This is a genomic window from Streptomyces sp. NPDC091387 (assembly GCF_044756945.1).
In the GTDB taxonomy this organism is placed as follows: domain Bacteria; phylum Actinomycetota; class Actinomycetes; order Streptomycetales; family Streptomycetaceae; genus Streptomyces.
This window is the reverse complement of the sequence record NZ_JBIVTZ010000001.1, coordinates 29,257-55,926: the sequence shown is the minus strand read 5'-3', so window position 1 is coordinate 55,926 and position 26,670 is coordinate 29,257. Positions and strand designations below refer to the sequence as shown.

Here is a 26,670-nt window from a genome sequence, read left to right as displayed (position 1 = left end):
AGGTATCGACCATTCCGGCTGAGCTGAGAGCATAGAGGCGGATTCAACAACAATGGAGATGAGAATGCCGGAGAGCGGCGTCAGCCGGGCCCAGCACGCACACATGACCGACACCGGCGCCGGGACCGCGCTTCCCGCCGGGCCCGTCACCTCTCCACCCCGGCCGGCCGCCACGGCGGCGGCCCGGCGCACCGGACTTCTCGTCACCCTGGTCCTCGGCGGTCTGACCGCGCTGCCGCCGCTGTCCATGGACATGTACCTCCCGGCGCTGCCCGCCGTCACCGACGCACTGCACGCCCCCGCGTCGACCGTCCAGCTCACCCTCACCGCCTGCCTTACGGGCATGGCGCTCGGTCAGGTCGTCGTCGGACCGATGAGCGACCGCTGGGGCAGGCGCCGTCCGCTGCTCCTCGGCATGATCATCTACGTCATCGCCACCGCGATCTGCGTCTTCGCCCCGACCGTCGAACTCCTCATCGGCTTCCGGCTGCTCCAGGGCCTCGCGGGCGCGGCCGGCATCGTCATCGCCCGTGCGGTGGTGCGTGACATGTACGACGGCATGGAGATGGCGAGGTTCTTCTCCACCCTGATGCTGATCTCCGGCGTCGCGCCGGTCATCGCCCCCGTCATCGGCGGACAGGTCCTGCGGATCACCGACTGGCGGGGCATCTTCGCCGTCCTCACCGTGGTCGGCATCCTGCTCACCCTGGTCGTCTGGAAGTGGCTCCAGGAGACCCTGCCGGCCGAGGAACGCCACACCGGCGGCATCGGCGACGCGCTGCGCACCATGCGCGGGCTGCTCGCCGACCGCGTCTTCAGCGGCTACATGATCGCGGGCAGCCTCGCCTTCGCCGCGCTCTTCGCCTACGTGAGCGCCTCGCCGTTCGTCGTGCAGGAGATCTACGGCGCCTCGCCGCAGACCTTCAGCCTGCTCTTCGGCATCAACTCGGTCGGCCTGATCGCCGTGGGCCAGATCAACGGCAAGATCCTCGTCGGCCGGATCAGCCTCGACAAGGCACTCGGCTTCGGGCTCTCCGTCATCGTGCTGGCCGCGACGGCGCTGCTGCTGATGACGTCAGGCGTCTTCGGCGACGTCGGACTCGTACCGGTGGCGACCGGGCTCTTCGTCCTGATGTCCGCGATGGGACTCGCGATGCCGAACACCAACGCGCAGGCCCTGATGCGCACCAAGCACGCCGCCGGGTCCGCGTCCGCGCTGCTCGGCACCTCGTCGTTCCTGATCGGTGCCATCGCCTCGCCGCTCGTCGGGATCGCGGGGGAGGCGACGGCCGTACCGATGGCCGTCGTGCAGCTCGTGTGCGCGGTGGGCGCGATGGCGTGCTTCCTGGGGCTGTGCCGGCCCTGGCAGCAGGTGGCCGCGAGGCCGTGACGGGGGCAGCGGGCGGCCGTCAGTCCTCCGGGACCGACTTCGTCCGCGGGTAGCCGATCAGGTGCGGCCGGTCCTTCTCGTCCGTCCAGCGGAACAGGCCGACCCCCTCCGTGCCCTCCGCGGAGGGCACCCGCACGTTCGAGGACAGCGGGTCCGTCGTGCCGGAGGTGACCTCGACCTTGACCGGGTATCCGCCGCCGGCCAGCACGTCCGCCGCGTTGCGCACGCTCGTCGCCCCGTACGCCGTGCCGTCGTCGGTCACCGACGCCAGCGTCAGCGCCTTCGCGCCCGCGCCGTCCTCGAAGCAGTAGCCCTTCCTGGCGCTCAGGTCGAACGCGAGGTTCCCGGCCACCAGATAGCCGCCCGAGGGCGCGACGACGGCCTGCGGGTACTGGCCCGGTTCTATCGCGGGTTTGTGGCACGCCACCGAGACCAGTGGCTTGCCCGACTCCGCGTCGTGCACCGTCCACAGATCATGGGTCGCGGCGTTCTTCGACCTCTTGTCGAGCTTCCACTTCGCCAGCACCATGCCGGGGGCCACGGACGTCGGGACGCCGCTCTGCCGGTCGGTGCCCTTGGGCGCGACGTTCCTGCTGAACCAGCCGCCCTGCACCCAGAACTCCCGCGCACCGCTCACCAGCAGGCCCTTCGAGGTCAGCCCGCGTACCTCGGTGAGCTGCTTGCAGGACGGGCAGCCCTTCGGGTACTTCAGCGACTCGGCGGGGACCTTGCTGATCCGGCCGGTCTTCGGGGACACCACCACGCTGTTGCTCCGGCCGTCGCTGATCAGGATGCCGGGGCCGGTGGCGGTGACGGTCGGAACGGTGTTCCACGGCACCTCGACGCGCTGCCGGGAGCCGTCCTCCACGCTGTACACGTCGAGGGAGACGATCGTGGCGGGCGGGGTCAGCGCGTTCTCGCCGATCTTCCCGTACGACCAGGTCACGAAGTACTCGTGGTCGTCCGCGGTGACCGTCAGCAGCTTCGGGAAGTGGTTCGCGGCCGGTGGCCGCCACGCCTCGCCGCTCCAGCCGGCCCGCCCGGTGTCCGAGTCGATGGTCCGCAGCCGGAACTGGTACCCGGCGGCCCGCACCAGGTACGCCAGCCGCCCCGTCGTGCGGGAGACCGCGTAGTCGGGCGAGGTGCCGACGAGCTCCCAGCCACGCTGTGTCGTGTACGCGGACGGGACGGGCAGCCGGGTCGCGGGACCGGTGCTCTTCTTCACCGGCTCCTTCGCCTTGCCGTCACCCTTGCCGCCACCGCAGGTGGCCAGCAGAAGCAGCAGAGCGAGCACCAGCACTCCGGCGACCAGCGTCAGGCGCACGATCTTCTGTCTCATGGTCCCCCCGATGCGCAATCCCCGACGTCGCGCCGGTCAGCGTAGCAACTGGCCTGTGACGGTCCGAAGTTCGGTTCCACGGACGTTCCGCCCCCGTTCCGCACGGAGTGAGGGGCCGGTGGAGCCCGGCCCGGCTCCGCCTACACTTCGTCGGTGAACGACACCCTCCCCACCGCGGACTCCCTGCGTGCGGCACTGGCCGGACTCCTCGACGGGCTGCCGCCCAAGCAGGCCGTCCAGGCCGTCGACCGGCTCATCGCCAGCTACCGGGGGACCACCCCCACCGACGCCCCGCTGCTCCGCGACCGCTCGGACGTCGCCGCGTACGCCGCGTACCGGATGCCCGCCACCTTCGAAGCGGTACGGTCCGCCCTCCACGCCCTGCGCGAGGCCGCCCCTGACTGGGTGCCCGCCACCCACACCGACGTCGGCGGCGGCACCGGATCGGCGAGCTGGGCGGTCGCCGGGACCTGGGAAGGGCCCCGGACCACCGTCCTGGACTGGGCCGAACCCGCCCTCGCGCTCGGCCGCGAACTGGCCGCCGCCTCCGGCGTCCCCGCGCTGGACTCCGTCGAGTGGCGGCGGGCCCGCATCGGCACGGACCTCGATCTCGCCGCCACGGACCTGGTGACCGTCTCCTACGTGCTCAACGAGCTGACGCCGCAGGCCCGCACCGCACTCGTCGACGCCGCGGGCCGGGCGGCGCAGGCCGTGGTGATCGTCGAGCCCGGCACCCCCGACGGCTACGCCCGCGTCATCGAGGCCCGGGACCGGCTGATCACCGCCGGGTTCACCGTCGCCGCGCCCTGCCCGCACAGCGACGCCTGCCCCATCGAGCCGGGCACGGACTGGTGCCACTTCTCGGCCCGGGTGAGCCGCTCCTCGCTGCACCGCAAGGTGAAGGGCGGCTCACTGCCGTACGAGGACGAGAAGTTCAGCTACGTCGCGGCCACCCGCTTCACCCCGTCGCCCGTGGAGGCCCGGGTCACCCGCAGACCGCAGATCCGCAAGGGCCAGGTGCTGCTGGAGCTGTGCACCCGGGACGAGGCCCTCCAGCGGGCCACGGTCACCAAGCGGCACGGCGAGCTGTACCGGGCCGCCCGGGACACCGACTGGGGCGACGCCTGGCCGCCCCCGGAGCAGGCCGGCTAGCCGCGGAGCTCCTGGGTGCAGCACTTCACGCTGCCGCCGCCCTTGAGCAGCTCGCTCAGGTCCATCGGCACCGGCTCGAAACCGCGCGCCCGCAGCGGGTCGAACAGGCCCGTGGCGGCCTGCGGCAGCAGCACGTGGCGCCCGTCGCTCACCGCGTTCAGCCCGAGCGCGGCGGCGTCCGCCTCCTGAGCGATCAGCGCGCCGGGGAAGAGCCGGGCCAGCACCGCCCGGCTGCCCGGTGAGAAGGCGGCCGGGTAGTACATGATCTCGTCGGCCGCCTCGTCGAGCACGCTCAGCGCCGTGTCCAGGTGGTAGTAGCGCGGATCGACCAGGTCCAGGCCGATCACCGGCCGCCCGAAGAACTCCTGGGCCTCGTCGTGCGAGAGCGGACTCGACCGGAAGCCGCGCCCGGCCAGCAGATACGAGGAGGTCACGGCGAAGTCGCCCTCGCCCTCGTTGACATGGGCGGGCTCATGGATCTCGGTGAACCCGTTGTCGCGGAACCAGTCGCGGTGGGCGGCCGCCTCGGCGAACCGCTCCTGATACGCGAACCGGGCGCCCAGCACCCGGCCGTCGACCACGGTGGCCCCGTTGGCGGCGAAGACCATGTCGGGCAGCTCGGGGCGGGGCGCGAGCAGGTCGACGGTGTGGCCCAGCGCACGGTAGCGGTCGCGCAGGTCCTCCCACTGGGTCTGTGCCAGGGGGAGGTCCACGGGCTTGGTGGGGTCCATCCACGGATTGATGGAATACGTCACCCTGAAATGGGCCGGGGCGCACATCAGGTAGCGGCGGGGTGTGGCTTCACGAGGCAACGAGGGCTCCTCACGAATCGTCGCGGCGGCATTGGTGGCCGCTGCGGCCGGTGCGTCGCACGGGTGTGTGCGTGAGCCCATGGTGCGCCGTCCGGGGCCCGCCGCACAGTGAACCGATCGGGTGGTTCCCGAGGAGCGGTGAGCCCGGACGCCGCGCTCCGCCACGCACCGCACGGACTCGCGGCCCCTTGAAATACATCCGTCATTTACTGACAAGGGATGTGATGGTGCTCACCTCGTGCCGCCGATCTCCGCACCCCGCTTCGGGACTCTGGCCACCCGAAGCGCAGGATGGTGGGACGATGGACAGGGGCAACGCTGAGGTAAGGGGATAGATGGGCGCCGATTTCGGCCGTAGTCGCGGCTCAGAGAGCAAGTTTTCCCACTGGCTGCGCCGACGACCCAAAGCGCAGCAGAGCGAGGTCGACGACACCGCACGGGAGGCACTGCTCCTGGCTGTCGCAGAGGCCGGAATGCCGATCGCACCCGCGGCCCATCCGGTGGGCTACCGATGTTCGTGCGAACGCATGGGCTGCCCCACCCCGGCCCGGCATCCGATCTCCTTCGCCTGGCAGACGCAGTCCACCACCGACCGCCCCCAGATCGAGCGCTGGGCCCGCAGCCAGCCGCAGGCCAACTTCATCACGGCCACCGGCATGATCCACGACGTTCTCGACGTCCCGCTGTCGGCGGGCGCGCAGGCGCTGGAACGACTGCTCGCCGCCGGTATCGAGGTGGGCCCGGTGGCCACCTCCGGCGACGACCGGATGCTCTTCTTCACCGCGACGCGGGGTACGCCGGAGGACGAGGACGAGTGGTGGCCGTGCGAGCTGGACTGCCACCCCGAGACGATGGACGAGCACCCCGGTCTGCGGTGGCACTGCCGCGGCAGCTACGTCCTGCTGCCGCCCGCGCGACTTCCGGGCGAGCTGGACGTGCGGTGGCTGCGGGGTCCGGAGAACCCGCTGCCGGATCCGCTGACGCTGCTGGAGACGCTGACGGACGCGTGTGCGCGGTTCGTGGGGTCCGCGGAGCAGAGCGACGTCGACCACGAGTCGGTGGCCTGGCCGCTGAGCCGGTAGGCGGTGGCCTGGGCGTGACCGGATGACCGGATGACCGGGTGCCGGGTTCGTCCGGCGGCCGGTTTCGTCCTCAAACGCCGGACGGGCTGAAAGATGCCCTCAATCGCCGGGCGGGCTGGTTGTGCCGGGGTCGGCTGAAAAATGGCCGGGCTCGGTTCCCAGGCGGGGGTTACGAGCCCTTGGCCGAGGTCAGGCCCGGGAGGCGGTTCAGTACGGTCACCTTGCCCGTGCCGGCGCCCTTTTTCGGGACGTACACCAGCTGGCTGGAGACCCGCTCCTTCGTGAGGGTGCTCTTCACCTCGCCGGAGAGCAGCGCGCGCACGTCCGGGGTGACCGCCGGTCGCAGCCCCTTCGCCGCGGTCTGGCGCTCGAAGTGCTTACTGCTGAAGAAGACCAGCGCCCCGCCGTCTGCCGTCTCCAGGCCGAGCGGGCCGAACGCGCCGCTGTCCAGCGGCTGGTCGATGTACTGGTACGAGAACCCCGCCCGCCGGGTGTTCTGGCGGGCGGTGCGCCACAGCGAGGTGGACGTCCCGGGGGCGAACACGTCAGGCGTCCCCTTCTGCAGGTAGCCCGTGTACTGCTCGCTCAACTCCTCCGGGGACACCACCAGCCCGGTGCTGTCCGCCGGAACCGGCCTGGCCCGGCCGTCGCCGTCCTTCGCGAAGCGCGGCAGCCGCGACGGGGCGACGACCGACAGGTAGACGGCCTTCCACCCGGCTCCGGGACCGGACTTGACGAAGACGAGCAGCCAGCGGGTGTCCTGCTTGCCGCTGTCCTGATCCCGGTTGGAGTCGGTGTCCGCGAGGAACCACCGAGGCCAGCCGGCCTTCTTGGGGATGACGTAGGTCGCGTCGGTCAGCTCCAGCGACCGGTGGTTCGCGTTGCCGTTCGGGCTGTTCTTCCGCCGGGCCGTCAGCCCCGCCTGGTTGATCGCCCCGAGCGAGCCGCCGACCCGGTCCTCGTCCAGCGCCGGATCGTAGGCCTTGTCCGCCGCGTTGTACGCGGTGGTGAAGGCCTTCAGCGCCTGCGCGGCCTCAGCTCTCGTCGCCGCCGGCACGACTTCCAGCTCGCCGTGCACCGTCACGCACCCGCTCGCCGTCATGCTCAGCACCGCCGCCACCGCGAGCCCCGTCGCCGGCCGAACCGGCCTCAGACTTCTCATCCGTTGCTCTCTGCGCCTTCTGATCCGTCGCCCCCACTGACCGTGCGAACCCTACCGGGGCGAGGAACAGCGCGAGCGTGGGGATCAGATACAGCGCCCACACCGTGATCTGAAGAACCGTCGGGTCGGGCTGGAAGTTGAAGGTGCCCTTCAGCAGCGTGCCGTACCAGCTGTCCGGCGGAATCGCGGAGCTGATGTCGAACGCACGGTTCTGCAGACCGCCGAGGAACTCGGCCTCCTGGAGGTCGTGCACACCGTAGGCGAGCACACCCGCCGCGACGACCACCAGCATGCCGCCGGTCCAGGTGAAGAACTTCGCCAGGTTGATCTTCAGCGCACCGCGGTAGAACAGCCAGCCCAGCACCACCGCGGCGGCGATGCCCAGCACCGCGCCGATCATCGGGTGCCAGCCGTCGTCCGCCGCGTGCACCGCACGCCACACGAACAGCGAGGTCTCCAGGCCCTCCCGGCCCACCGCGAGGAGCGCCGTGGCGACGAGTGCGCCGGTACCCATCGCGAGCGCCGCGTCGAGCTTGCCGTGCAGCTCCGCCTTCAGGTGCCGGGCGGTGCGCCGCATCCAGAAGACCATCCAGGTGACCAGGCCGACCGAGAGGATCGACAGCGAACCGCCCAGCGCCTCCTGCGCCTTGAACGTCATCTCCTGGGAGCCGAACTCGAGCCCCGCGCCGAACGCCAGGCTGACGACGATCGCGATGCCGACCCCGACCCAGATCGGCAGCAGCTTGTTCCGGTTGCCCGTCTTGACCAGATAGGCGATGAGGATGCAGACGACCAGGCTGGCCTCAAGGCCCTCGCGCAGGCCGATCAGGAAGTTACTGAACACGATTCGGGTCCCTTTCCGCTTCGGGGTACTTGAGAGCGACTACGAGAACAGCGCACGGCCCCACCAGTCGTCCTTGTCGCGGACGCCCGGCGGGACGGCGAAGTGCGCGGAACCCACGTGCTGGATGTACTCGTTGAGTGCGTCGTGTGCCGCCAGGCGGCGCTGGAGCGGCACGAACCCCTTGCGGGTGTCGCGCTGGTAGGCGAGGAAGAACAGCCCGGCGTCGAGCCGGCCCAGCCCGTCCGTGCCGTCGGTGAAGGAGTAGCCGCGCCGCAGGATCGTCGCCCCGGCGTTGCTGTCCGGGTGCGCGAGCCGTACGTGGGCGGTCGGCAGCATCGCCTTCAGGAACGGCTCGTCGCGCTCCTTGGCCTTGCCGACCGGGGCGCCCTCGCCCTTGTCGCGGCCGAAGACGTCCTCCTGCTCCTGGAGCGGGGCACGGTCCCAGGTCTCGATGTGCATCCGGATGCGCCGGGCCACCAGGTAGGAGCCCCCGGTCATCCAGCCCGCCCGGTCCTTCCCGCCGACCCAGACGTGCTCGTCCAGGGCCGCGGTGTCGCTGCCGGCGATGTTCCGGGTGCCGTCCTTGAAACCCATCATGTTGCGGGGGGTCTGTGCGCCGGGCGTCGTCGAGGACGTCTTGCCGAAGCCCAGCTGGGACCAGCGGATCGCGGTGCGGCCCATGCCGATCCTGGCCAGGTTGCGGATCGCGTGCACCGCCACCTGCGGGTCGTCCGCGCAGGCCTGGACGCACAGGTCGCCGCCGCTGCGGGCCGCGTCGAGGTTGTCGCCGGGGAACCTGGGCAGATCGACGAGCGCGTCGGGCCGCTTGTCCTCCAGGCCGAACCGCCCCTTGGCGAACAGCGAGGGACCGAAGCCGATGGTGAGCGTCAGCCGGGACGGCTTGAGCCCCAGGGCCTCGCCCGTGTCGTCCGGCGGGGCCTCGGCCAGGCCCCCGTACGCCCCGTCACCGACCGCGTGACCGGCCGTCATCCGCTCGGCGGCCCGGGTCCACTCCTTGAGCAGCGCGACGAGTTCGGTCCGGTCCTTCGTGGTCACGTCGAACGCGGCGAAGTGCAGCCGGTCCTGGACGGCGGTGGCGATTCCTGCCTGGTGCGCACCGTGGAACGGCACCGCCGCGCCGCTGTCCGCGGCCGGGACCGGCGCGTCGTCGGAGCGGACCGCGGCGACGGTGCCTCCGGCCGCCACCGCACCGAGCGCGAGCCCGGCGCCGCCCCAGCCGAGCAGCGCCCGCCTGGAGGGGGCGCCGCCGGGGCCCCGCGCGGCCGGAGCCCCGGAATCCGGGTCCCCGGCGTCGGCCGTGTTCTGCGTCTCCTCTGACATACCCGGAACCCCTGTCCGTATCGCTACTTGGTCACCGCGGCGGCGAGCCTGGAGAGCGGCTCGGCCAGCGCGTTGACCGCGTCGGACAGGTCCTTGCGGTCCGCCTTGCCGACCTTCTCGTAGGAGGTGAACGCGTAGGAGGTCTTGTCCTTGCGGTAGGTGTCCAGCAGCTTGTTCAGCTCCGCGAACCGCTTGTCCAGGGTGGCCGACAGCGCCGCGTCGTTCTTCGAGGCGATCGGCTTCAGCAGCTCGTAGGACTTCTCGGCGCCCTCGACGTTGGCCTTGAAGTCGACCAGGTCGGTGTGGCTGTAGCGCTCTTCCTCGCCGGTGACCTTGCCGGTCGCGACCTCGTCGAGGAGTTCCTTGGCGCCGTTGGCCATCGAGGTCGGGGTGATCTCGGCCGTGCCGACCCGCTTCTGCCAGTCGAGCAGGTCCTTGTAGAGGGTCGGCGCGAGGGCCTTCTCCTCGGCGCCCAGCTTCTTGTCCTGCCACAGCGCCTTCTCCAGGCGGTGCCAGCCGGTCCACTTCTGGCCGTCCTCCAGGCCGTCCGCGCGGACGTCGACCTTCGGGTCGATGTCACCGAAGGACTCGGCGACGGGCTCGGTCCGCTCCCAGCCGAGCCGGGAGTCGGCGTAGACCTTCTTGGCGGCCTCGATGTCCCCGGCGGCGACCGCGTCCGTGAAGAGCTTGGCCTTCGGCAGCGTCTCGTCGGCCTGGTCCTGGACGTAGGTGCGGTAGGCGGCGACGGCCTTGTCCATCTCGGGGCTGCGCTTGGCCGCGGTGCCTCCGCTGACCTCCAGCTTCTGCCGGATGCCGTGGCCCTTCATACCGGGCTTGCAGGCGATCTCGTACGAACCGGCCTTGATCTCCGCCGTGATGGTGGCCTTGGTGCCGGGGCCGATGTTCTCGCGCTCGGCGACGATGCGGTCGTCCGGGAACAGGACGTAGACCTCGGTGACCTTGGAGCCCTTGTTCTGCACGGCCAGTTCGACGTGCCCGGCCGGCAGCTTCTTCTTCGACACCTCGCAGGAGTCGTCCTTCGCGACGACCTGGACGGCGCCGTCACCCTTCCCGTCACTCTTCTCGGCGCAGCCCGTGACGGCGGTCAGAGCGGCCACGGTGGCGGCAGCGGTGACGACGGAGAGACGAACGGCTCGCATACGGGCTCCACATGAGGATGAAGAAGAAGGATGAGGGTGAGGGAGAGGAAGGCTGAAGGAGAAGAAGGGTAAGGCCGGACAAAGGCTGGTGAGGCGGACCTAACTTAACCGACCCTTACCTGACCGACACCCACGCGCGCAGTGATTCAGCTCTCACTGCGCGGGCGCGGGAACGGGGTGATCACGACCGACCCATGGGCGAGCCCGGCAACGGTAAAGCGATGGTCAAGCGGTCCGGTCCGGCACGACGAGCGGCACCCCGGTCCGCGGGTGCGGGAACACCTCGACCGGCTGCCGGTAGACCTCGCCGAGCAACGCACTGGTGAAGACCTCCGCGGGCGGGCCCGCCACCGCGATCCGCCCGTCGCGCAGCACGGCGGCCCGGTCCGCGTACGCGGCGGCCAGTCCCAGATCGTGCAGCACGACGACGACCGCGTCCCCGGCGGCGGCCCGCTCCCGGCAGATCCGCAGCACCAGTTCCTGGTGGCGCAGGTCGAGCGCGGCGGTCGGCTCGTCGAGCAGCAGCAGCGGGGCGCGCTGCGCCAGCACCCTGGCCAGCGCGACCCGGGCCCGCTCGCCGCCGGACAGCGCGGAGAACGGGCGCGCGGCGAACTCGGTGACCTCGGTGGCCGCCATCGCCGCGCGGACCGCCGGATCGTCCTCGTCCTCGCGTTCCGTACCGGCCCAGGGCGCCCGCCCCATCCGTACGACGTCCTCCACCGGGAACGGGAAGGAGAGCGCCGCGGACTGCGGCAGGACGGCCCGGCGCAGGGCGAGTTCGGGCGCGGACCAGTCGGTGACCGGCCGCCCGTCGATCCGTACCGCACCGCTCTCCGCGGGCAGGTCGGCGGCGAGCGCGGCCAGCAGTGTCGACTTGCCGGCCCCGTTGGGGCCGACGAGCGCCAGCACCTCGCCCGCGTGCACCGTCAGCTCGATGGAGTCGAGCACCTGGCGCCCGCCCAGCCGGACCCGCAGCCCGTGCACCTCGGCGACCGGGGCGCCGGGCGCGACCGGGGCCGGGGCCCGGCGGCGGTCGCGTACCGGGAAGAGATTCCGCAGCGTCCTCATGCCCAACCACCTTGCTTGCGACGGGTCCTGCGCAGCAGCCAGAAGAAGAACGGGCTGCCGAAGAGCGCGGTCAGTACGCCGAGCGGCAGCTCGGCCGGATCGGCGACGGTACGGGCCGCGAGATCGCCCGCGACCAGCACCAGCGCACCGCCGAGCGCGCTGCCGGGTACGAGGAAGCGGTGCCCCGGGCCGTTCGCCATCCGCAGCAGGTGCGGCACCAGCAGCCCCACGAACGAGATGATCCCGGCGACCGCCACCGCGGCGGCGGTCAGCAGTGCCACGACGAGTACCAGCACGACGCGGAGCCGTTCGACGTCCACGCCCAGGTGCCGGGCGGGCCGCTCGCCGAGCGCGAGCAGGTCCAGCTTGCGCGCGTAGAACGGCGCGAGGACGAGTCCGAGCACCGCGCACGGCAGCACGGCCAGCACCTTGGGCCAGGTGGCCTGGGCCAGCGAACCGAGCTGCCAGAAGGTGATCTGGGTGATCTGCGCGTTGTCGGCGAAGAAGATGAACAGCCCGATCAGCGCGCCCGCGAAGGCGTTGACGGCGATGCCGGTGAGGATCAGCGTCACCACCTCCGTCCGGCCGCCCGACCGCGACAGCGCGTAGACGAGCAGCACGGTCAGCAGTCCGGCGGCGAACGCGCAGACGGTGATGGTCCAGTTGCCGAAGAAGCTCAGCCCCAGCGCGATCGAGGCGACCGCGCCGACCGCCGCACCCGCCGAGATCCCGATGACGCCCGGCTCCGCGAGCGGATTGCCGAACACCCCCTGCATCAGGGCGCCCGCGCAGCCGAGCGACGCCCCGACCAGCAGGGCGAGGACGACCCTCGGCAGCCGTACGTTCCACAGGACGCTCTCGCCGACCCGGTCCAGGGCGTGCCCGCCGAGCCCGACCCGGTGCTGGACGGAGGCCAGGACGTCGCCGAGCGGGACGCGGTAGGCGCCGAGCCCGGCGGAGAGCAGGCAGCAGACGGCCAGGGCCGCGAGCAGCCCGACGGTCAGGGTGACGGCGGTGGAGCGGCGGGCCGGGGGCGCGCTCGTTTCCGGGGCCTTCGCCTCGGCCGGCCGGGTGCGTTCCTCGTGCGGGGTGCTCACTTGGCCGCTCCGTCCTTCGGGTGGAGCTGGGCCACCAGTTCGCTCAGCACCCGGTCGGTGCGCGGCCCGTAGTTCAGCAGCACCCCGTCGTCGACGGAGAGGATGCGGCGGTCCATCCCGGCCGGGGTCTCCGCGACGCCGGGGATCTTCACCAGGCCGTCGACACCGCCGACCGAGTCGAGCCCCTTGGACATCACCAGGATCGCGTCGGGGGCCGCCTTGGCCAGGGCCTCGCTGGTGATGGCGGTGAAGTCCTTCTTCAGCCCGGACGCCTTGCCCGCGTCGACCGCGCCCGCCGCTTCGAGCAGCGAACTCGCGCCGGACTCACGGCCGCCCAGCAGATAGACGGAGGCGGAGCCGCGCAGATAGAGGAAGGCGACCCGCGGCTTCTTGGCCCCGTCGGCCGGTGCGGGCACGGACTTCCGGACGGCGTCGACGCGGTCCTGGGTGCGCCGCTTGAGCGCGCTGCCGGACTTCGGTACGCCCAGGGCGGCCGCCACCGTGTCGATCCGGCGGCCTACGTCGGCGAGTTCCGTGGCCGGTTCGACGACGACGAGCGGAATCCCGGCGTCCCGGATCTGGCCGATGGCCTCGGCCGGGCCGGTCGTGGTGTCCGCGAGGACGACGGTGGGCCGCAGGGACAGGACGCTCTCCGCCGACACGTCGTGGGCGCGGGTCACCACGGGGAGCTTCTCGGCCTGCTCGAAGGTGGCGGTGATGTCGCGGGCCACGACCTGCTTGCCGAGGCCGAGGGTGAAGACGATCTCGCTCAGGCTGCCGGTCAGCGGCACGATCCGGTCGGCCGAGGTGACCGTGGTCCGCTCGCCGTCCGCCGATGTCACGGTGACGGGCAACTCCGGTGCCGGCGCGGTGGCCAGCGGCTCGATCCGGTCGGCGTCCGCGGCCGTGGCGGCCCCGGCGCCCGCCGTCCTCGCCGCGGGAGTCCCCGTCCCCCCGCAGCCGGTGAGCAGCACGGCCGTCGCCAGGGACAGGGCGGCCGTCAGGGCGCCGGTACGCCCGCGCCCGGGTTGACCGGCGTCCCGGGCCGGCCGGGCGAAGTCCTGCGAGAAGCGCACTGGGCACCGTCCTGTCGTTCTGCGGCGTGCAGTTGGGAGTGGATTGCGAGGAATGTGACGGAAGGGGGGTACCGGCACGAGATGTGAATACCTTAGGTTAGCCTTACCTTATCTTCTAGGCCTCGGAGGGGTCCATGCCGCCGTTCAGACCTGCCCGCGCGCTCGCCGTCGCGCTTCTCGCGGTACTGCTGGGAGCCCTGCTCCCGGCCACCGCCGCGCAAGCGGCGAGCCGAACGGTGCAGGGCGGCCGGCTGGACTGGGGCATCAAGTCCTCCTTCCAGAGCTACGTCACGGGCCCCATCGCCCAGGGCAGCTGGAACCTCACCGGCGGCGCGGCCACGGTCGGCGGCAGCCAGTTCCGCTTCCACTCCGCCACCGGCTCCTACGACCCGGCGAGCGGCGCGCTCAGCTCCGGCTTCTCGGGCGGAGTCCGCTTCACCGGACACAAGAAGTCCGACGGCTCCGACGAGCTGGACCTCACGATCAGCCGCCCCACCGTCCGCATCCAGGGCGGCAGCGGCACCCTGTACGCGGACATGGTCAGCAAGGACCGGGGGAGCGGCCGGGTCACCTCCGCCGCCCGGGTACCGCTGGCCACGCTCGGTCTGTCCGGGATCGACATGAGGGGCGGCTCCACCCCCGTCGCCCTCAACAACGTCCCGGCGACGCTGACTTCACAGGGCGCGAAGTCCTTCGCCGGCTACTACACGGCCGGTACGCCACTGGACCCGGTCAGCCTCTCCGTGGACACCACCGCCCCGGCCGCGAAGCCCGCCGCGACCAAGACCCCCGCGAAGAAGCCCGCCGGCACCGCGAAGTCGGAGGAGACGGCGGGCCGCTTCGAGGACGCCGCCGTGGACTGGGGCGTGCGCCGCACCTTCCGGGAGTACGTCACCGGCTCGATCGGTCAGGGGAAGTGGACCCTGGCCGGGGGCGCCCAGGACGGCGGCGCGCTCTTCCGCTTCCCGAAGGGACAGGGCACGTACGACGCGAAGAAGCAGACCCTGGCCGCCGCCTTCGCGGGCCGCGTCCGCTTCACCGGGGCCCATGACCTCGATCTGACGCTCTCCCGGTTCGCGGTGGGGCTGAAGGCGGGCCGGGGCACGCTCAGCGCCGACGTCCGGACCGGGGGCGACACCCGCGAGGCCGTGCCGCTCATCACCTTCACCGCCGAGGACTTCGTACCGAAGGACGGCCTCGCGGTCCTCACGGAGGCCCCCGCGAAGCTGACCGCCGACGGCGCGAAGGCCTTCGGCTCCCTCTACAAGGCGGGCACCGCGATGGACCCGGTCTCCCTCGCCGTCGCCGTCGACGCGAAGGCGAAGCTGCCCGCACTCCCCGACCTGGGCAGCGACCCCGCACCCTCGGCGCAGCCGTCGGACACCCCGTCACCGAAGAGCTCCGCGGCCGCCGCGGCAGCCGTGGCGTCCGTGGCGGACGACGGCTCCCCGACCGCCCTGTACCTGACCCTCGGCGGCGTCGGCGTGCTCGCCGCGGCCGCGGCCGGCGTGCTGTTCCTGGTGCGCCGCAACCGCTCGAAGCCGGGCACCCCCGCCTGACCTCCGTAGCCCTCCCTCCCCGCACACCACCCCCGTTGATCACCGCTCATCCCCGAGGAGACCACCCACCATGGCAGCCACCCGCCGCCCCATAGCCCTCGCCGCAGCCGTCGCCACCGCTGCCGCCCTCGGCACCGCCTTCGCCCTCCCGGCGTTCGCCGCCGGACAGTCCGCCCAGGACGGCGCCACCGCTGCCGCCCCGGCCATGGAGCTGAAGGACGGCACGCTGGACTGGGGCTTCAAGGAGTCCTTCCGCAAGTACATCGGCGCCGCCGGCAAGATCACGGTCAAGGACGGCGCCACCCAGGCCGCGGGCAACGGTGTGTTCACCTTTGTCAACGGCAAGGGCACGTACGACATGACCACCCACGGCACCGACACCGCCTTCGAGGGCGGCGTCAACTTCTCCGCCCACGGCGGCGTCCTCGACATCACGCTCTCGGACGTCAAGCTGTCCACCGCCGGTACGGGCGGTGCGATCACCGCCGACGTGGCGACCCCGCAGGGCACCCGGAACGACGTAGCGGTCGCGGACCTCGACCTGTCGGCCGTGAAGCCCGGTCAGGGCGCGGGCGGGGCCATGGTCTTCAAGGACATCCCCGCGAAGCTGACGAAGGCGGGCTCCGACGCCTTCAACGGCCAGTACCAGGCGGGCGAGGTCCTCGACCCGGCCACGCTCACGGTGAAGGCGGTCGCTGCCCCGACCGGGAAGCCGACGGACCCGGCCGAGCCCACCGGGAAGCCGACCGATCCGGCCGAGCCGACCGACAAGCCGACCGTGAAGCCCACGGACAAGCCCACCACGCAGCCCACGCGGCCGGCGCCGAAGCCCTCCCCGAGCGTCACGGCCACCGACAAGCCGGCCGCAGAGCCGGGCGCCATCGTCGACGGCACCCTGAACTGGGGCGTCAAGGCCTCCTTCCGTACGTACGTCACCGGCCCCATCGCCCACGGCAAGGTCGAGACGACGGGCGGCGCGACCGCCTCCGGCGACGGCTACCGCTTCCCCGACGCCACCGGCCACTTCGACGCCGGCAAGCAGACCCTGAACGCCGGGTTCGACGGCAAGGTCCGCTTCCTGGGTCACCAGGAGGACGGCGCGTACACGCTCGACCTCGCCCTGAGCAACCTGGAGATCCAGGCCGACGGGACCAAGGGCAAGCTCATCGCCGACGTGTCCACCAAGGACCGCGAGACGAAGAAGGTCGCCGCCTACACCGGTCTCGCTGTCGCCGACCTCAAGCTGCCCGCCGGCGGACTCGCCGCCAAGAACGGCGTGGTGACCCTCTCGGCCGTTCCGGCGACCCTCACCTCCGACGGCACCAAGGCCTTCGGCGGGATGTACCGGGCGGGTGAGCAGCTCGACGCGCTGACCGTCTCGGTCGCCCTGGACAAGGACGCCGAACTCCCGTCCGGCGAGAGCGCGACCGGCGGCTCGTCCACCACGGGCGGCACGTCCACCACGGGTGGCACGGGCGGTTCGACCACCGGCGGCACCGTGGGCGGCGGCGGTACGGTCGGCGGCTCCGGCGCCCTCGCCGCCACCGGCTCCGACGTCCCGGCCGGCGCGCTGATCGCCGCCTCGGGCCTCATCGTGGCGGCCGGCGCCGGAGCGGTCGTCGTGGCACGCCGTCGCCGCACCGCCTGATCCCGCCGCACCGCGCGACTCCACCGCCCGGGTACCGGCCCTCTTGCGGGGCAGGCACCCGGGCGGTGCTTCAATGCGCACGTGAACGACTACGACGTACCCGCCGGCATCGACGTACTGCGCGTGTTCTGCGGTCCCGACGGCCGGCACGGCAACGCGCTCGGGGTCGTACGCGACGGGCGCGACCACCCCGACGAGGCCTCCCGGCAGGAACTCGCCCGGCGACTCGGCTTCAGCGAGACCGTGTTCGTGGACGACCCGGAACGCGGGCACCTGGACATCTACACCCCGGGACTCCGCCTGCCGTTCGCCGGGCACCCGGTGGTCGGCGCCGCGTGGCTGCTCGACCTGGAGGTCCTGGAGCTGTCGGTGGGGGAGGTCTTCGCCCGCCAGGACGGCGAGTTCAGCTGGATCACCGCCCGCCCCGAGTGGGCCCCGCCGCGCACGCTGGAGCGGTACGGCTCCGCGGCCGAGGTCGAGGCGCTGACCGGCCCGCCGCCGGGCGAGGGCCGGCTCTACGTATGGGCCTGGGAGGACGAGGCGGCCGGCCGGGTCAGGGCGCGGGCGTTCCCCCGGCGGGGCGACGGCATCGACGAGGACGAGGCGACGGGGGCGGCCGCGCTGCTGCTCAGCGCCCAGCTGAACCGCGCCCTGAACATCAGGCAGGGCCGCGGCTCCCAGATCCTCACGGCCCCCGCCCCGGACGGCACGGTGGAGCTCGGCGGCCGAGTCCTCCTGGCGGTCCAGGGGTGAATCAAGCCCGCCCGGCAGGAAAATCAGGCCCGTTCGGCAGGAAAATCAAGCCCGCCCGGCGGGTGAATCAAGCCCGTCCGGCGATTGAGGACAAAAAGACGAAGCGGCGGGGCGCCCCGGCCGACAATTCCGGTCACCGCCCCGCCGCCGAGCGCCAAGCGCTACGCACTCAGCGGAAAGGCCTCCCCCAGCTCCCGGAACACCGCGGTGTTCAGCGCGAACGCGCGCTTGCACTCGTCCACGATCCGCTGCTTCTCCAGGTCGTCCGCGTTCACCGCGTCCAGCAGCTCGCGGTAACCCCGCTTGAACGAGGCGGGGTTGGCGATCCCCTCGAAGACGTAGAACCGCACGCCGTCACCCTTGCGCTCGAAGCCCCAGGTCCGCTCCGCCTTGTCGCGGATGATCTGGCCGCCCGACAGGTCGCCCAGGTAGCGGGTGTAGTGGTGCGCGATGTACCCCGCGGGCCAGGTGCGGGCGCACTCGGCGACCCGGTCCGCGTACGCGGCGGTGGCCGGCAGCGGCTCCAGGCCCTCACGCCAGTCCGCGCCGCGCAGGTGGGCCAGATCGCGCTCCAGCTCGGCGGTGCGCATCAGCTCGGGCTGGATGAACGGACCGGCGACGGGATCGTTGCGCAGCGCCTCGGCGCCGTCCTCCAGGGCCCGGTACACGAACCACAGCTGCTCGGTGTAGCGCGTGTACGCGTCCACGCCGAGGCGTCCGCCGAGCAGGTCGCTCATGAACGTCGAGGTCTCCGCCTCGGTGTGCTGCTCGTGCGACGCGGTACGGATCAGCGTGGAGAAGGGCGTGGCGGTGACGGTTGCGTCCAAGGCGGGCCTCCGGGGACCAAGGGGGACGGGAAGTCCAGAAAGACACGGAAATATCGGCCTGCCGCGGCGGTGTACCGCAGCGCGGACCGATGTTCCGATCTTCCTACTTAGGCTTACCTAAGTCAACTGCTTCCCGACGCCCTGTCGGTAAAACGTACCCCGATCCGGCCCGGACACACGGACACACGGACGTGCGGAGAACGCGAAGAGGCGGACGCACGAAGAACGGCCGCCCGAGGGGGCGGCCGTTCTGTGCGGAGAGGGGGCGGTGCGGTTACGGGAGCGTGAGGATCTCGGCCCCCGTCTCCGTCACCACCAGCGTGTGCTCGAACTGCGCGGTGCGCTTGCGGTCCTTCGTCACCACGGTCCAGCCGTCGTCCCACATGTCGTAGTCGTGCGACCCGAGCGTCAGCATCGGCTCGATGGTGAACGTCATGCCGGGCTTCATCACGGTGGTGGCGTGCTCGCTGTCGTAGTGCGGAATGATCAGGCCGGAGTGGAACGAGGAATTGATCCCGTGCCCGGTGAAGTCCCGCACCACCCCGTACCCGAAGCGCTTCGCGTACGACTCGATGACGCGGCCGATCACATTCACCTGGCGGCCCGGCCGGACCGCCTTGATCGCCCGCTTCAGCGACTCCTCGGTGCGCTCCACGAGTAGCCGCGACTCCTCGTCCACGTCACCGCAGAGGTAGGTGGCGTTGTTGTCGCCGTGCACCCCGTTGATGTACGCCGTCACATCGAGGTTCACGATGTCGCCGTCGCGCAGCACCGTCGAGTCCGGGATGCCGTGGCAGATCACCTCGTTGAGGGAGGTGCAGAGCGACTTGGGGAAGCCCCGGTAGCCCAGCGTCGACGGATAGGCGCCGTGGTCGCACATGAACTCATGGGCGACCCGGTCGAGTTCGTCCGTCGTGACGCCCGGGGCGATGAGCTTGGCGGCCTCACCCATCGCCTGCGCGGCGATCCGCCCCGCGACGCGCATGCGCTCCACGGTCTCGGCGTCCTGGATCTCCGGGCCGGTGTACGGCGTCGGAGCGGGCTTGCCCACATACTCGGGGCGCCGGATGTTTCCGGGCACGGAACGGACGGGAGTGAGCTCCCCTGGTACAAGCAGCGACTGGCCAGACATGCCAGCGAGTCTAGGGCCTGCCCTTCGGGCCTTGCCGGGCTCGCTGGGTCCGGTACGCATGAGACAGGCCCCAACCAGCGGGTATGGGGCAGCATGGCACCGAGGAAAGGAGCCGACGATGGCCCTGTTCAAGAAGCGCACGGTCGGCAAGCCCGGCGAGTGGTACTACTGCCTGGAGCACAAGAAGGTCGAGGAGGGCCCCGAGTGCCCCGCCAAGGACCGCTTCGGCCCGTACACCTCCCGCCAGGAGGCCCAGCACGCCATGGAGACCGCGCAGGAGCGGAACCTGGAGTGGGAGAACGACCCCAAGTGGCACGACCGCCAGGGGCCGGACGAGAACCCGAACGGCTGAGGGCGCGGGCCCGGGGCGCGGCGGGCGGGGCTCAGCCGGTGGCGGTGGCCACCGGGCCCTCCTCGTTCCGCGCCGCCCGCCTGCGCAGCGCGTCCTCGTCCGTCGCGGAGTCGTACGTCAGCAGCTTCGGGAGCGCCGCCGCCAGCAGCGCCACCGAGGCCACGCACGCCACCCCGCCGGACCAGACCGCGGACCGGGTCCCCGTCCACCCCGCCATGCCACCGGCCCGCACCTGGCCCAGCTGCGGGCCGACGCTGTACGAGAGCACCTCGATGCCCGCCAGCCGGCCCCGGAGCTCCTCCGGGATGGTCTGGTTCCAGATGGTGGAGCGGCCCAGCCCGCTGAGCATGTCGCCCGCGCCGGCCACCGCCAGGCAGACCAGCACCAGCCACACGTTGCCGAACCAGCCCGCCGCCGCGATGGCGAGCCCCCAGACAGCGGCACCGAACACCACGAACAGGCCGTGCCTGCGCACCCCTCTGGTCCAGCCGCTGGTCAGGCCCAGTACCAGGGACCCGACCGAGCCGGCCGCGTACATCAGCCCCAGCGACCACGCGGCGTCCAGCTCGTCGCTGAGGAACGGGAAGATCGCGTTCGGGAAGGCGAAGAACATCGCCGCCATGTCGATCGCGTACGTCCCCAGCAGCACGGGACGGCTCCAGGCGTAGCGCGCGCCCTCCGCGATGCCGCGCAGCGACGGCTTCTGCCCCTTCTCCACGGGCGGAGCGCGCGCGAGCCCGCGGCACAGGAGCACGGAGACGGCGAACGTGACGACGGTGACCGTGTAGGCCGTGGCGTGTCCGGCGTACGCCACCACCACACCGGCCAGCGAAGGACCCATGATCGCGCCGATCTGCCAGCGCAGCGAGTTCAGCGCGGCCGCCGCGGGCAGCTGGTCGTGCGGCACGATCCGGGCCATCAGCGAGTCCAGCGCGGGCCGCTGGAGCCCCGCGAGCGCGGAGACGCCCCCGGCCACCACGTAGAGCGGCCAGAGCATCGGGTCGGGCAGGGCCGCGTTCACCAGGAGGACGAGCGCGAGCAGCCCGAGTCCCGCCTCGGTGGCCAGGATGACCTTGCGGCGGTCGGCGGAGTCGGCGAGCGCACCGCCGTAGAGGCCGAACACGACCAGTGGCACGAGCTCCACCGCGCCCATGGCGCCGACGGCCAGAGGGGACCCGGTGAGGTCCTTGATCTGGAGGGGCAGCGCGATCAGCGCCATGGAGCTGCCGAAGAAGGTGATGAGCCCCTGCAGCCACAGCAGCCGGAAGTCCGCGGAGGACCGCCAGGGCGAGAGGTCGGGAAGAAGCGCGGCCAGCCTGGCGGCGAGCGAGGGACGAGAGGTCACGAGGGGTCATGGTCCGCCGGGATACGTGCCCGGTGCAAATGTGTTTCGAAACCGCGGGCCGGGCCGGGCGCCGCCGCGCCCTGGCGCCGCCCGCCCGCTCGGCTCACCAGCGCGGTGGCGGGGGAGCCGTCAGCTGGTCGGCGAGCCGGGACAGCCGGTCGCGGAAGTGCCGCCGGCCACGCCGCACGGGTGCGCCGTTCTCCCCCGCCGCCGCGCTGACCAGGTGCTGGACCGTGTCCAGGTCCACGTCGTCGCCCGCCACGGACAGCGCCTCATGGGCCAGGCCCCGGACCTCCGGATCGCCGTTGTCCAGCGAGAGCACCGTCACCCCCGCCCGGCGCGCGTCGTGCACCCGTTCCAGCAGGCCCTCGCCCGGCGACTCCGGCACCACCACGAGCAGGGTCTCGCCCCGCCCGGCCGCCTCGATCCGGCCCAGCCCGACCGCCAGGTGGGCCGGGGCCCCGGGCTCCACCCGGTGACGTACCAGCGTGGGCGTCAGCTCGGGCAGCCCCGACCAGGCCGACTCGTCGACCAGATGCGCCGCCAGGTGCCACGGCTCGTACACCTCGGTCCCCACCAGCAGCAGCCCGCCGCCGTGCGGGACGACGGACGACCGCAGCGTCCCGGCGAACCGCCGGGTGGCGGCCGGCCACTCGGTCCCGGCGAGCACCTCACGCAGCAGCGCCACCCGTACGGCATCCATGGCCCGGCATCCTGCACCACACGCCGGGCCCCGCGCGGGGGAACGGCCGCGAAATCATCCGGACGGGGCCGGGGACGTGCGGGGCCGGAAACGTGATCCGGATCGCGGTCCGGCGACGGAGCGGCCCCTCCCCACCTGGAAGTACTGTCGGGGCCATGACTACGAATGACAGCGGCAGCGCGCCCAAGCCCCCGGCCAAGGACCCCTGGGACCTCCCCGACGTGTCCGGCCTCACCGTCGGCGTACTCGGCGGCACCGGCCCGCAGGGCCGCGGACTCGCCTACCGGTTCGCCCGCGCCGGACAGCAGGTCGTCATCGGCTCCCGCGCGGCCGACCGCGCGCAGACCGCCGCCGAGGAGATCGGCCACGGCGTCCGGGGCGCGGACAACGCCGCGTGCGCCCGCGACAGCGACGTCGTGATCGTCGCCGTGCCGTGGGACGGGCACGCCAAGACCCTGGAGTCGCTGCGCGAGGAACTCGCCGGGAAGCTCGTCATCGACTGCGTCAACCCGCTCGGCTTCGACAAGAAGGGCGCCTACGCGCTGAAGCCAGAGGAGGGCAGCGCCGCCGAGCAGGCCGCCGCCCTGCTGCCGGAGTCCCGGGTCACCGCCGCTTTCCACCACCTCTCGGCCGTGCTGCTCCAGGACGAGACGGTCGAGGAGATCGACACCGACGTACTGGTGCTGGGCGAGGCCCGCGCCGACACCGACGTCGTCCAGGCGCTGGCCGGCCGGATCCCCGGGATGCGGGGCATCTTCGCGGGCCGGCTGCGCAACGCCCACCAGGTTGAGTCGCTGGTCGCCAACCTGATCTCGGTCAACCGCCGCTACAAGGCACACGCGGGGCTGCGCACCACCGACGTGTGAGCCGCGCCTCTGCCGGCCCCACCCCGCTCGGAGCGTCCGGGGGCATGGGGGACACTGGACGGGACCACGCGCCATCCCCCGACAGGAGCCGTCCCCATGCCCCGCCTCGCTCTCTACGCCGTAGCCGTCTGCGTCCTGGCCGTCGTCGCGGCCGTGATCTCCTTCGTGGAGGGCAGCTGGCTCCTCGGGATCGTCTGGGTGCTCCTGGTCGGCCTCTCGTCCAACATGGCCTGGTACTACCTGCGCCGGCGGCGCGCCGCCGCCGAGAACGCCGCCTAGCCGTTCAGCGAGCAGACCGCGTTCGGCGTCTGCCAGAACCGGTAGGCGTCGAGACCGCAGTACGTGTCGAAGTGGCTCACGCCGAGCGAGCGCAGCAGTGCGTCGACCATGTCGAAGAACGCCGCGTTCACGCCGGGGACCCACAGCAGGGCGAAGACCGCGATCAGCCCGAACGGGGCGAACGGCTCCACCTGGCGGCGCACCGAGTGGGAGAGCCAGGGCTCGATCACCCCGTAGCCGTCCAGACCCGGCACCGGTACGGAGTTCAGGATCGCCGCCGTCACCTGGAGCAGTGCCAGGAAGCCCAGCGCGTACCGGAAGGCGGCCGGGACGCCGTCCAGCGCGTCCAGCCAGAACGGCGCCGTGCACACGATCGCGAACAGCACATTGGTCAGCGGGCCCGCCGCCGAGATCAGGCTGTGCCGCCAGCGGCCGCGGATCCGGCCGCGCTCGATGAACACCGCGCCACCGGGCAGGCCGATCCCGCCCATGATCACGAACAGCACCGGCAGCACGATGCTCAGCAGGGCATGGGTGTAGCGCAGGGGGTTGAGTGTGAGATATCCCTTGGCGCCGATGGAGATGTCGCCGCTGTGCAGCGCGGTCCTGGCGTGGGCGTACTCGTGGAGGCAGAGGGACACGACCCAGGCCGCCGTGACGAAGAGGAACGTCGCGAACCCGGGCCGATCGGCGAAGTCCGTCCACACCGCCCACCCGGACACCGCCGCGACGGCTGCGATTCCGAGGAAGACCGGGCTGATCCCTTGGCGCTCGTTGGTGGGCATGAGCCGACCCTAGACGCCGCCGAGTACGCGGTCGACGAATCGCCGACCGCGGCGGCAGTCACCCCCGTCGCGGGCCCAAGAACACAGCGCACTGCCTTTGGAGGGTATGGGGCCCGCGGTCATGATCGCTCTGCCGTTGCTCAGGCGAGCTGGTGTTCCCAGCGGAGCGACGGGTTGTCGTCGATCCAGTACGTGTGGGAGTCGCGCGTGATCCGGAGCCGGACGGTGGTGATGTCCGGGCTGCCCGCACTCTGCCATGCGGTCAGCGCCTGCTCGATGTCATTCCACAGGGCGGCTGGTCCACCCTGGCGGACTGTCCACCCGCCGCCGTTGGCGGTGAACTCGGCGAAGGACTCGCGCTCCGGGTCGAAGAGGTACCGGAGCTGGGCACCTTCGAGCGTTTCAGCGCGGACGAATTGCGCGCCCGGTGCGGCGAGCTGGGCGAGGAAGGCCGGCATCCATTCCGCAAGCATGGTCGGCGGTACTTTCGTCGCCCGCTCGCTGTCGGCGTACGCCGTGCGCGCGGACAGGTCGCCGGATACCGGCAGGGTGGCTTGGGACCGTGCCTGCATGAACGAGGAGCGGCCGATGATCCGGCCCTCGGCAGTGCCGTCCTCGCCCACGACGACCTTGGCCAGGCCCGTGCCGTAGTGCCAGGACCCCCCGACGGTGGCCAGCACAATGCCGCCCGGTTTGGTCTGCCTGATCCAGGTGAGGGGGATACGCCGGACGGCGCAGGTGGCAATCACACGGTCATACGGTGCCCGGCGCGGGTGACCGAGAAGTCCGTCCCCGGTCACGGTCCACGTCGAGAACCCGGCGGCTTCCAGCGCGCTGTCGGCGCGGGCCGACACCTCGGGGTCCACCTCGACCGTCGTTACGTTGTCCTCGCCGAGCCGGTGACACATCAGGGCCGAGGAGTAGCCGGTTCCCGTGCCGATCTCCAGTACCTGATGCCCGTCCTCCACCTCCAGGTTCTCGATCATGTCCACCACGGTGACCGGGGTGGTGGATGACGAGGTGGGGGAGCCTGTCACCGGATCGCTGATCTGGTCGGCGGTCAGGTGGCCGTCGAGTTGAGTGGTCAGTGACCGGTCACTGTAGGCGATATCGACCCACCTGCCCGGTTCGGTTCCGAGCGCGGATACCGGACGCCATCGGCCGCCCTCCTCGGTCAGGAACACTCCGGGGTTCAGGAACACCTCGCGGGGTACGGCTTCCACTGCTGCGCGCCACTCCGGTGTGGTGAGCACACCAGCCTCCTCCAGACGATCGGCCAGCGCACGCCGCTCGGGAGCGGTATCGGTCATGAGGTATCTCCTCGTGTCAACAGGTCGGCGAATGCCGCGGACATCTCCAGCCCGGTGCTTTCCTCCAGCCACCCCCACTGGCCGTTCGGATTCAGCTCCAGCCACCAGTAATCTCCCGCCCGGTCCACGGCAAGATCAAAGCTCCCGGACACCAACCCGAAGTGATCCAGGTAGGTCAGCAGCGCCTTGCCCACCTGGGCGGGCAGGTCCACCACCGTGTAGGAGAGGGCGGAGTAGTCCTTGCGCCAGTCCAGAAGGCCGGAGTCGATGCGCACGGCAAACACGCGTCGGCCGACCACCAACACCCGGACGTCGGCCACCTTGTCCACGCGGGCCTGGAACAGGTGCGGCGTAACGCATACGCTCTCGTCGATCTCGTCGGCGGTTACGGGTTCGGCCCATCCGGTGACCGGCACCTCGTTGCGCTCGTACCGAGTCCACCGCAGCGTCTTGAAGATCACCCGGCCGTGGTCGGCCATGAACGCGCGTGCCTCGCTGGGGTCGTTGGTCACGAGAGTCGGCGGCACGGTGAGGCCGAGCCGCTGTGCGACTGCGAGCTGAGTGGGCTTGTAGTCGGCGGCTGCGTTGCGTTGCGGTTGATTGATCCATAGAGGGCCGTCGAGGGAGTAGAGGACGCCCCCCAGCCCATACCTGACCTGTGCCGCCGCGAACCGTGCGTCGTTGTCTTCCAGGTGCTGGAACGCGGGCCAGACAGGCCGACGCCAGTACACCGAACGCACCTCGGCCAGGTCCATGGTCCTCGACGGGGTACGCACCTGCCCGGCGATGGAGACCGGGCAGGTGCCGAACCGGGCCGAGACCGTCAGGTCCGCCCCGATGTCAGCAGGGTTGAACCTGACCACCGGCACACTTCGCCGGTTGAGCTGGGTGATGACCATGTCGGCGGTGATGTCGTCCGCCTCGGTGGCCACCAGGACCGGCCTCTCCTCGGTCGCGGCCATCAGTCCTGTGCGCTGTCCTGGTCGTGGCCCGAGTCGGGCGCCGAGTCCGAGTTCGTGGTTGTCGAGGTCTCAGTACCCTTGCTGGTGCCGTGCTTGCCCATCTCCACTACGCGGCCGGCGCGGTCGCGGAACACACCGAGCTGTGTGACGGGGTCGACCGTGACGGAGACGTGCGGGACGCGGACAGTGGCCGGATAAGGGGCGAGTCGACCGACACCCCACGGGCGCATTGCGGTTTCGCTTGCGATGGTCATCGAGTCTTCTCCTGCTTGGTGAGTTGAAGCGGAGCAGCGCGTTCGGCAGCCCCGGTTTCCGGCGGTCTTGTCAGATTTGCCGGAGGGTGATGAGCACGGTTCCGCGGCCGTCCAGCACGTCCCCCGACCTCAATGAGCCCCTGGAGCCTCATCAGCTCAAGTGCCCCGGTGAGCTTCGGAACCGTGTTCTTCGCGATGCACCGTGCCGTTGCCTTCCGGGTTCCTCGTCCCGATGGTCATAGATGTAGGTGACTCATCGTCACGTGTCGCTGCTCGCCAAGGGGTTCAGTGCGAAGCTAGACCTACCCAGAGCCAACCTCCAAGAAGATTGCGCGAGTTTGCAGTACGGAGATTGACTCGCTTGAACGCCTC

26 protein-coding genes are annotated in these 26,670 nt (G+C 71.4%); 9 read left to right on the top strand and 17 right to left on the bottom strand.

The genetic code is table 11. The features are described 5' to 3' along the window. Positions 1-64 precede the first annotated feature (64 nt). Positions 65-1,390 carry a multidrug effflux MFS transporter gene (locus ACIQM0_RS00275; protein ID WP_401281726.1) on the top strand — a complete coding sequence of 442 codons (1,326 nt, stop codon included), beginning with the start codon at positions 65-67 and terminating at the stop codon, positions 1,388-1,390. A gap of 19 nt (positions 1,391-1,409) precedes the next feature. Here ACIQM0_RS00275 and ACIQM0_RS00270 read toward each other — a convergent pair whose 3' ends face one another. Further along, positions 1,410-2,729 (bottom strand): hypothetical protein, encoded by a 1,320-nt coding sequence (locus tag ACIQM0_RS00270; protein WP_401281723.1) that lies wholly within the window; start codon positions 2,727-2,729, stop codon positions 1,410-1,412. Positions 2,730-2,882: 153 nt separating this feature from the next. Between ACIQM0_RS00270 and ACIQM0_RS00265 the strand changes: the two genes are divergently transcribed. Continuing rightward, on the top strand, positions 2,883-3,881 hold the full coding sequence (locus tag ACIQM0_RS00265; RefSeq protein ID WP_401281720.1) for a small ribosomal subunit Rsm22 family protein: 999 nt from the start codon (positions 2,883-2,885) through the stop codon (positions 3,879-3,881). Here ACIQM0_RS00265 and ddaH read toward each other — a convergent pair. After that, complete coding sequence (gene ddaH, locus ACIQM0_RS00260; protein WP_401281717.1) at positions 3,878-4,774, bottom strand: dimethylargininase; 897 nt, start codon at positions 4,772-4,774, stop codon at positions 3,878-3,880. The two genes, ACIQM0_RS00265 and ddaH, sit on opposite strands and share 4 nt — an antisense overlap. Positions 4,775-5,028: 254 nt before the next feature. On the opposite strand from ddaH, the gene ACIQM0_RS00255 reads away from it, so the two are divergent. Continuing rightward, positions 5,029-5,775 (top strand): bifunctional DNA primase/polymerase, encoded by a 747-nt coding sequence (locus ACIQM0_RS00255; RefSeq protein ID WP_363029157.1) that lies wholly within the window; start codon positions 5,029-5,031, stop codon positions 5,773-5,775. A 169-nt stretch (positions 5,776-5,944) separates the two neighbouring features. On the opposite strand, the gene ACIQM0_RS00250 is transcribed toward ACIQM0_RS00255, so the two are convergent. From ACIQM0_RS00250 to ACIQM0_RS00220, 7 genes are all read right to left on the bottom strand, one after another. Continuing rightward, positions 5,945-6,877 carry a hypothetical protein gene (locus ACIQM0_RS00250; RefSeq protein ID WP_401281714.1) on the bottom strand — a complete coding sequence of 311 codons (933 nt, stop codon included), beginning with the start codon at positions 6,875-6,877 and terminating at the stop codon, positions 5,945-5,947. Next, positions 6,810-7,781: an iron uptake transporter permease EfeU gene (gene efeU / locus ACIQM0_RS00245; RefSeq protein WP_363029153.1), complete on the bottom strand. Its 972-nt coding sequence runs from the start codon at positions 7,779-7,781 to the stop codon at positions 6,810-6,812. The genes ACIQM0_RS00250 and efeU overlap by 68 nt, the downstream gene beginning before the upstream one ends. Positions 7,782-7,820: 39 nt before the next feature. Continuing rightward, positions 7,821-9,122 (bottom strand): iron uptake transporter deferrochelatase/peroxidase subunit, encoded by a 1,302-nt coding sequence (efeB, locus tag ACIQM0_RS00240; RefSeq protein ID WP_401281711.1) that lies wholly within the window; start codon positions 9,120-9,122, stop codon positions 7,821-7,823. Positions 9,123-9,145: 23 nt separating this feature from the next. Next, positions 9,146-10,282 (bottom strand): iron uptake system protein EfeO, encoded by a 1,137-nt coding sequence (efeO, locus tag ACIQM0_RS00235; RefSeq protein ID WP_401281708.1) that lies wholly within the window; start codon positions 10,280-10,282, stop codon positions 9,146-9,148. A 225-nt stretch (positions 10,283-10,507) separates the two neighbouring features. After that, positions 10,508-11,350, bottom strand: coding sequence for a heme ABC transporter ATP-binding protein (locus ACIQM0_RS00230; RefSeq protein ID WP_401281705.1), 843 nt, complete (start codon positions 11,348-11,350; stop codon positions 10,508-10,510). Continuing rightward, positions 11,347-12,447 (bottom strand): FecCD family ABC transporter permease, encoded by a 1,101-nt coding sequence (locus ACIQM0_RS00225; RefSeq protein WP_401281702.1) that lies wholly within the window; start codon positions 12,445-12,447, stop codon positions 11,347-11,349. The genes ACIQM0_RS00230 and ACIQM0_RS00225 overlap by 4 nt, the downstream gene beginning before the upstream one ends. Beyond that, positions 12,444-13,523, bottom strand: a complete 1,080-nt coding sequence (locus ACIQM0_RS00220; RefSeq protein ID WP_401281699.1) for a hemin ABC transporter substrate-binding protein — start codon at positions 13,521-13,523, stop codon at positions 12,444-12,446. Before ACIQM0_RS00220 ends, ACIQM0_RS00225 begins: the two co-directional genes overlap by 4 nt. A 134-nt stretch (positions 13,524-13,657) precedes the next feature. On the opposite strand from ACIQM0_RS00220, the gene ACIQM0_RS00215 reads away from it, so the two are divergent. The 3 genes from ACIQM0_RS00215 to ACIQM0_RS00205 all read left to right on the top strand — a co-directional run bounded on the left by ACIQM0_RS00215 (position 13,658) and on the right by ACIQM0_RS00205 (position 17,483). After that, entirely contained in the window at positions 13,658-15,082 is a 1,425-nt protein-coding gene (locus ACIQM0_RS00215; protein ID WP_401281697.1) for an HtaA domain-containing protein, read from the top strand. A gap of 70 nt (positions 15,083-15,152) precedes the next feature. Next, positions 15,153-16,730: an HtaA domain-containing protein gene (locus ACIQM0_RS00210; RefSeq protein ID WP_401281694.1), complete on the top strand. Its 1,578-nt coding sequence runs from the start codon at positions 15,153-15,155 to the stop codon at positions 16,728-16,730. Between the two features lie 81 nt (positions 16,731-16,811). Continuing rightward, positions 16,812-17,483 carry a PhzF family phenazine biosynthesis protein gene (locus tag ACIQM0_RS00205; RefSeq protein ID WP_363029141.1) on the top strand — a complete coding sequence of 224 codons (672 nt, stop codon included), beginning with the start codon at positions 16,812-16,814 and terminating at the stop codon, positions 17,481-17,483. Positions 17,484-17,644: 161 nt separating this feature from the next. On the opposite strand, the gene ACIQM0_RS00200 is transcribed toward ACIQM0_RS00205, so the two are convergent. Further along, positions 17,645-18,310: a heme oxygenase (biliverdin-producing) gene (locus tag ACIQM0_RS00200; protein WP_401281692.1), complete on the bottom strand. Its 666-nt coding sequence runs from the start codon at positions 18,308-18,310 to the stop codon at positions 17,645-17,647. Between the two features lie 274 nt (positions 18,311-18,584). Then, complete coding sequence (map, locus tag ACIQM0_RS00195) at positions 18,585-19,442, bottom strand: type I methionyl aminopeptidase (RefSeq protein WP_385039662.1); 858 nt, start codon at positions 19,440-19,442, stop codon at positions 18,585-18,587. Positions 19,443-19,560: 118 nt separating this feature from the next. Between map and ACIQM0_RS00190 the strand changes: the two genes are divergently transcribed. Further along, positions 19,561-19,794, top strand: a complete 234-nt coding sequence (locus tag ACIQM0_RS00190; RefSeq protein WP_401281689.1) for a hypothetical protein — start codon at positions 19,561-19,563, stop codon at positions 19,792-19,794. 31 nt (positions 19,795-19,825) lie between these two features. Here the strand turns inward: ACIQM0_RS00190 and ACIQM0_RS00185 are convergent, their stop codons facing one another. Together ACIQM0_RS00185 and ACIQM0_RS00180 are read right to left on the bottom strand one after the other, a co-directional pair. Continuing rightward, a complete protein-coding gene (locus ACIQM0_RS00185) occupies positions 19,826-21,139 on the bottom strand; it encodes an MFS transporter (protein WP_401281686.1) in 1,314 nt (437 codons plus the stop codon). Between the two features lie 103 nt (positions 21,140-21,242). Further along, positions 21,243-21,842: a hypothetical protein gene (locus ACIQM0_RS00180; protein ID WP_401281684.1), complete on the bottom strand. Its 600-nt coding sequence runs from the start codon at positions 21,840-21,842 to the stop codon at positions 21,243-21,245. Positions 21,843-21,997: 155 nt separating this feature from the next. Between ACIQM0_RS00180 and npdG the strand changes: the two genes are divergently transcribed. Next, positions 21,998-22,708 (top strand): NADPH-dependent F420 reductase, encoded by a 711-nt coding sequence (gene npdG / locus ACIQM0_RS00175; protein WP_363029129.1) that lies wholly within the window; start codon positions 21,998-22,000, stop codon positions 22,706-22,708. A 96-nt stretch (positions 22,709-22,804) separates the two neighbouring features. Next, positions 22,805-22,987 (top strand): hypothetical protein, encoded by a 183-nt coding sequence (locus tag ACIQM0_RS00170; protein ID WP_401281681.1) that lies wholly within the window; start codon positions 22,805-22,807, stop codon positions 22,985-22,987. Here the strand turns inward: ACIQM0_RS00170 and ACIQM0_RS00165 are convergent. The 4 genes from ACIQM0_RS00165 to tgmA form a co-directional block, all read right to left on the bottom strand. Further along, on the bottom strand, positions 22,984-23,772 hold the full coding sequence (locus tag ACIQM0_RS00165) for a site-2 protease family protein (RefSeq protein WP_401281678.1): 789 nt from the start codon (positions 23,770-23,772) through the stop codon (positions 22,984-22,986). The two genes, ACIQM0_RS00170 and ACIQM0_RS00165, sit on opposite strands and share 4 nt — an antisense overlap. A gap of 140 nt (positions 23,773-23,912) precedes the next feature. Then, positions 23,913-25,082, bottom strand: coding sequence for an ATP-grasp peptide maturase system methyltransferase (gene tgmC, locus ACIQM0_RS00160; protein ID WP_401281676.1), 1,170 nt, complete (start codon positions 25,080-25,082; stop codon positions 23,913-23,915). Then, positions 25,079-26,044, bottom strand: coding sequence for an ATP-grasp ribosomal peptide maturase (tgmB, locus tag ACIQM0_RS00155; RefSeq protein WP_401281674.1), 966 nt, complete (start codon positions 26,042-26,044; stop codon positions 25,079-25,081). The genes tgmC and tgmB overlap by 4 nt, the downstream gene beginning before the upstream one ends. Then, positions 26,044-26,298, bottom strand: a complete 255-nt coding sequence (gene tgmA / locus ACIQM0_RS00150; RefSeq protein WP_401281672.1) for a putative ATP-grasp-modified RiPP — start codon at positions 26,296-26,298, stop codon at positions 26,044-26,046. The genes tgmB and tgmA overlap by 1 nt, the downstream gene beginning before the upstream one ends. Between the last annotated feature and the right edge of the window lie 372 nt (positions 26,299-26,670).